At 71.7% G+C, this 5,006-nt stretch carries 6 protein-coding genes and 1 pseudogene; 1 reads left to right on the top strand and 6 read right to left on the bottom strand.

Annotated elements, in window-relative coordinates; genetic code table 11:
• Positions 1-54: 54 nt before the first annotated feature.
• The 6 genes from OO014_RS18830 to OO014_RS18805 form a co-directional block, all read right to left on the bottom strand.
• Positions 55-1,101 carry an SRPBCC family protein gene (locus OO014_RS18830; RefSeq protein ID WP_272463862.1) on the bottom strand — a complete coding sequence of 349 codons (1,047 nt, stop codon included), beginning with the start codon at positions 1,099-1,101 and terminating at the stop codon, positions 55-57.
• A gap of 41 nt (positions 1,102-1,142) precedes the next feature.
• Positions 1,143-1,691 carry a DUF1360 domain-containing protein gene (locus OO014_RS18825; protein WP_272463861.1) on the bottom strand — a complete coding sequence of 183 codons (549 nt, stop codon included), beginning with the start codon at positions 1,689-1,691 and terminating at the stop codon, positions 1,143-1,145.
• A gap of 79 nt (positions 1,692-1,770) precedes the next feature.
• Positions 1,771-2,538, bottom strand: coding sequence for an MBL fold metallo-hydrolase (locus OO014_RS18820; protein ID WP_272463863.1), 768 nt, complete (start codon positions 2,536-2,538; stop codon positions 1,771-1,773).
• 55 nt (positions 2,539-2,593) lie between these two features.
• The gene (locus OO014_RS18815) at positions 2,594-3,427 is read right to left on the bottom strand and encodes an NUDIX hydrolase (protein ID WP_272463860.1); all 834 of its coding nucleotides are present in this window, start codon (positions 3,425-3,427) and stop codon (positions 2,594-2,596) included.
• A gap of 7 nt (positions 3,428-3,434) precedes the next feature.
• Positions 3,435-3,899 (bottom strand): RidA family protein, encoded by a 465-nt coding sequence (locus OO014_RS18810; RefSeq protein ID WP_272463859.1) that lies wholly within the window; start codon positions 3,897-3,899, stop codon positions 3,435-3,437.
• A gap of 4 nt (positions 3,900-3,903) precedes the next feature.
• Entirely contained in the window at positions 3,904-4,059 is a 156-nt protein-coding gene (locus tag OO014_RS18805; protein WP_272463858.1) for a hypothetical protein, read from the bottom strand.
• 570 nt (positions 4,060-4,629) lie between these two features.
• Here OO014_RS18805 and OO014_RS18800 point away from each other — a divergent pair.
• Positions 4,630-5,006: pseudogene (locus OO014_RS18800) on the top strand (hypothetical protein); the annotation flags it as partial.

Genomic DNA, 5,006 nt, shown 5'->3' with positions numbered 1-5,006 from the left:
AGCAGTTCGCGACACCTTCGTCGCGAACTGCTCTTTCGATTGGGGGTGGGGTGGTCAGCTGGTGGTGCGGCCCGTCAGCTTGTCGCGGAGACGGTCGACCATGCCCACGCCCGGCCCGACCAGCTTGTGGAAGAGCTCGTGGTTCGGGGCAGCCGGGTGTGGCCGCGTCGGCGCGAGCTTCTTGGCACTCTCGACCTTGCCGGCGAGCTCGACGAGCTCGCTCTCGGGCAGCGCCGCGCGCAGCTGCGGGAAGTGCTTGGTCTCCTCGTCGCTGATGTGGTCGGCGAGCACCGTGTCCAGCTTGCGCAGCAGCTCGTTGAACCGCGGGTCAGAGCCCTCGACACCCTCGAACTGCTTCATCAGCTCCTCGAGCTGTTGGTGCTCCTCGACGTCGTGCTCGACCGCCTCGTCCCCATCGGCGAGGTGCTTGCGCATGGCCGGGTAGACATACATCTCCTCGGCTACCGCGTGCCGGACCAGCTCGGCGATCGCGGTGTCGGCCAGGTCGCGGCGCTCGCCAGGATCCTGAGTCGTCCAGATCTCGCCGATGAGCCCGGCCACCTCCCGGTGGTCCGCGGTCAGGACGTCGACGACGTCCTGGCCAGGTGGGACGGTGTCCGCGACGCCAGGGGTCCCCAGAGCCGAACCAGCCCTGACCTCACCGCGCCAAGCGCCAGTCTCGGCCCCGCGCGACTCGATGAACGACTTGAAGTTCGCGAGGTCCGCCTCCGTCTGGCGCTCGACCACGTTGAGCGCATCCCCTGCCTTCTCGACGAGGCCCTCGGGCTCGAACTCGAGGTGCAGCGTGACGAGGGTCTGGCCGGGCCCGTTCGGGATGAAGTGCACGGCGCCGGCATTCGTGGCACCGCTGGTGGCTGCCCAGGCCACCTTCTCGTCCGGCACCTGCTCGAGGATCTCCGCGTCCCACTCGCGACGCACGCCGGCGATCGCGGCGACCCAGTGGAGGGTCCGGTCGTCCCGCTGGGTCACCGACTCGACGCCTCCCATGAAGTCCGGGAACTCCTCGAACTGCGTCCACTGGTTGTAGGCCGTGCGCACCGGCACGTCGACCTCGACTGACTTCTCGACCTTGGTGGTCATCTGCGCCCTCCTTCAGAACGGTCTGTCGGGTTCCGAGAGACCTACCCAGCAGCGGCCGGGCGACTCGGCGCCGGCTCATCCAGGGCGGCCTTCTCGAGGGCTGCGCGAGCGAGCTGGAGCGCGTCCGAGGCGGCAGAGACAGCCAGAATGCTCGTGGCCACCTTGGTGAACCGCGGCGCCAGCACCTGCCCCGTGACGAGGAAGGTCGCGATCCACTGCCCCAGGCAGTACGGGCACGTGACCAGCTCGGCGAGGGCGTGGGTCGTCGTGTGCTCCTTGGCCTCCGGAGCCACCTCCTCGGCGACCTCCCCGGGCGCGCCCTTGCCCTTGTAGCGCACCAACGGCGCTCGCAGGGCGCTGGTGATCGAGGCCTTGGTCAGGACGCGACTGAGGCGGTATGTCGCGACGGACACGCGGGCCAGGTCGGACCAGTCGGGCAGGTCGGCTCCGTCGGCGGTGCGCTTGCGAGCAGCCGCGACGAGGCCGCCGCCGACCACTGCATAGGTCGAGAGCAGGGCGAGGTAGCCGGGCAGGGGGCGGTCGGCGCCTCCGGCATAGGCCTCGACGATGCCATCGTGCTGGTGCTTCATGACAGGGAGCTCCTCAGGCGCAGGGTGCTCCCCCTGCGTACCCGGTCGGCCGTGGCGGTAACCGCCACCGCCGAGGCGCTCAGTCGTCGAGGCTCGGCTGCTGCCGGAGATACTCGAGCTGGGCCTGGACCGACATCTCGGCGGCCCCCCAGACGTTGCGCGGCACGTCGGCGTAGACGCGCTCGACGACCTCGCGGGCCGTGCGGTCCCCTGCCGCGAGCGCAGCCCGCACCTGGTCGAGCCGCTCGGCGCGGTGCCGAAGGTAGAACGTCGTCGTCGCAGCGGCGTCCTCGACGTACGGCCCGTGCCCCGGCAGGATCCGGGCCACGTCGCCGGTCGCCGTCATCGCCTCGATGCGGTGCAGCGACTCGAGGTAGGACTCCAGGTGACCGTCCGGCCAGGCGACGACCGTCGTGCCCCGCCCGAGGATCGTGTCCCCGGTCAGCAGGGCCGTGTCCGCGGGCAGCAGGTAGGAGAAGGAGTCACTCGTGTGGCCCGGGGTCGCGACGGCGACGATCTCCAGGCCGGCGACCCGGATCACCTCTCCCGGCACCACGTCGTCGTGCCCCCGACCAAAGGCACGGACCGGCGCCCCGGTCAGCTCGTGGAACCGCTCGGCGGACTCGGCATGGTCCGAGTGGCCGTGCGTCAGCAACGTCAACGCCACCCGCAGCCCGCTCTCCTCGACCTCCGCCAGGACCCGGGCGAGGTGCCCCTCGTCGAGCGGCCCCGGGTCGATGACGACGGCCTCGGTCGACCCCGGCTCGGCCAACACCCAGGTGTTGGTGCCGTCCAGGGTCATCGGTGACGGGTTGGGGCAGAGGACGCAGGTCGCGCGCTCGGTCATCGCCCCGCCCGCCCACGAGGGATCCGCCGCCGAGCCCTTCACCTCAGCACCTCCGTCAGGTGTCGATCTGCATGGCCGGACCGGCGGGGGTCTCCACGATCACCGGCATGATCAGCGGGAGGTCGGCGCTGTGCGTGACGAACTCGGCCGCCGAGGGCGCGGCTGCGATCTCCTCCACGCACACGACCGTCGGGGGGAGCAGGGAAGCCCGCCCAGCGGCATACTCCTCGAGGAGTTCCTGCGGGACGACCCACTCGGCAACCTCAGCCTCGCTCGTCTCGCCGTCAGCGACCTGGTGCTCCGGCATCCGCGCGGCGAAGAACCACGTGTCGAAGCGCCGCGGCTCGAACACCGGCGTCAGCCAGTGCGCCTTGGCGACGATGAGGTCCGAGCGGAGCACGAGGTCGCGCTCCAGCAGCACCTCGGCGAGGGACAGGTCGCGTGACACGAGCCTCTCGCGCACGCCGGCCCAGCTCCCGTCGTGCGGGTCGACGAGCGGGCCAGTCGCGGACCGGCCGGCCAGGAGCACGCCGACCTCCTCGTAGACCTCGCGCACCGCGGCGGCGACGAACATCTGCGCCTCCGCGGCCGTGCACCCGAGCCGCCTGCCCCACTCCTCGGGCGACGGACCCGCCCAGGGCAGGCCGGGCTCCGCGTCGCGCGGGTCGACGCCGCCGCCGGGGAAGACGTGCATGCTCGGCGCGAACGCCATCTGCGGCACGCGCTTGAGCATGAACACCTCGGTGCCCCGCTCACCGTCCCGCACGAGCATGACGGTGCTCGCCTGACGCGGCGCGGCCTCGTCCCACCGCTCGCCACGCAGCCAGCGCAACGCGAGGTCGCCGAGGCCGCGGACCTGCGTCAGCGGGAAGTAGCGGGGGGCCGTCATGACAGGGTCAGTCCGCGACGGCGACGACGACCTCGACCTCGACCGGCGCGTCGAGCGGGAGCGCGGCGACGCCGACTGCGCTGCGGGCGTGCACTCCCTTGTCGCCGAACGCCTTGCCGAGCAGCTCGCTCGCGCCGTTGACGACGCCGGGCTGGCCGGTGAACTCCGGGTCGCTCGCGACGAACCCGACGACCTTGACCACCTGGGTCACCTTGTCGAGGTCGCCGACGACCGACTTGATCGCGGCGATCGCGTTGAGTGCACAGAGGGCGGCGAGCTCCTTGGCGGCGTCGGCGTCGACAGCGGCGCCGACCTTGCCCGTCGCCGGCATGGCCCCGTCCTTCATCGGCAGCTGCCCGGACGTGAACACGAGGTTGCCGTTGCGCAGGGCCGGCACGTAGGCCGCCACCGGCGGGACGACCTCCGGGACGGCCAGGCCGAGCTCGGACAGACGGTCTTCGACTGCGGACATGCGTTCAGCCCTTCGGACGCTTGAAGTAGGCGACGAGGCTCGTGCCGTCGGGGCCGGGCACGACCTGGACGAGCTCCCAGCCGTCGGCGCCGAAGTTGTCGAGGATCTGCTTCGTGTTGTGGATCAGCAGCGGTGCGGTGAGGTACTCCCACGTGGTCATGGGGTCACCCTACTCAGTGCCCGGCGCGGTCCCCTCTGCCACCATGACGCGATCGGCCCCACCGCTCCCCCGCCTGACGACACCAGGCCGTATGCCGCTGAGCTCGCTCACGTCTAGGACGTGCGGTTCCCGTCCTCCCACCCTCCCGATGCCCCTGCGGCGGCGGCTCCCCCTTCCCCCCACTCGAGTGGCCCCGGTGTCCACAGGCCTCCGGACCTCACCCCCCACTCGAGTGGCCCCGGTGTCCACAGGCCTCCGTACCTCACCCCCCACTCGAGTGGCCCCGGTGTCCACAGGGGACCGTGCTCGTCGTGCACGGCGGCTTCTGGCGGGCCGCCTATGACCGCACCCATGCTCGGGCACAGGCCGCAGGGCTGGCCGCGGCCGGGTGGCACGTCGCGGTCGGCGAGTACCGCCGGGCCGGGATGCCGGGCGGCGGCTGGCCGGGGACGTTCTCTGACATTGCCGGCCTGGTTGCCGCCGTGGCGGACGACCCCGACCTGCCCCGCCCGCTCGTCCTGGTCGACCACTCTCTGCACTGCGCAGCAGCTGCTCGAGACGTCAGAGGGGGTGCGTGGCCGAAAGCGCAGAGCGTTCGTCCGCGGGGTGCTCCGCGACCTTGCCCTGGGGGTCCAGTCCCTCGGCGAGCTCGACTTCGCGCAGCTGTGCCGGGCCCGCGGCCTGCCCGAGCCGATCCGGCAGCAGGTGCGCGAGGACTCCACGGGCCGGGCCTACCTCGACGTGCGCTGGGCCTGCGGTCTCGTCGTGGAGATCGATGGCGTGCACCACTACAAGGGGCTGGCCCCGGTCGACGACCAGCTGCGCCAGAACCGGGTCGCCCTGACCACCGACACCGTCCTGCGGATCCCCAACATCGGCCTGCGACTGCACGAGGACGAGTTCATGGACCAGGTCGCGGCTGGTCTCGCACTCCGTGGCGCCCTCGC

This window comes from Intrasporangium calvum (assembly GCF_028446585.1).
GTDB classification, from domain to species: domain Bacteria; phylum Actinomycetota; class Actinomycetes; order Actinomycetales; family Dermatophilaceae; genus Intrasporangium; species Intrasporangium calvum_A.
Note: the sequence above shows the minus strand (reverse complement) of the source record. Positions and strands in the feature narration are given on the sequence as shown.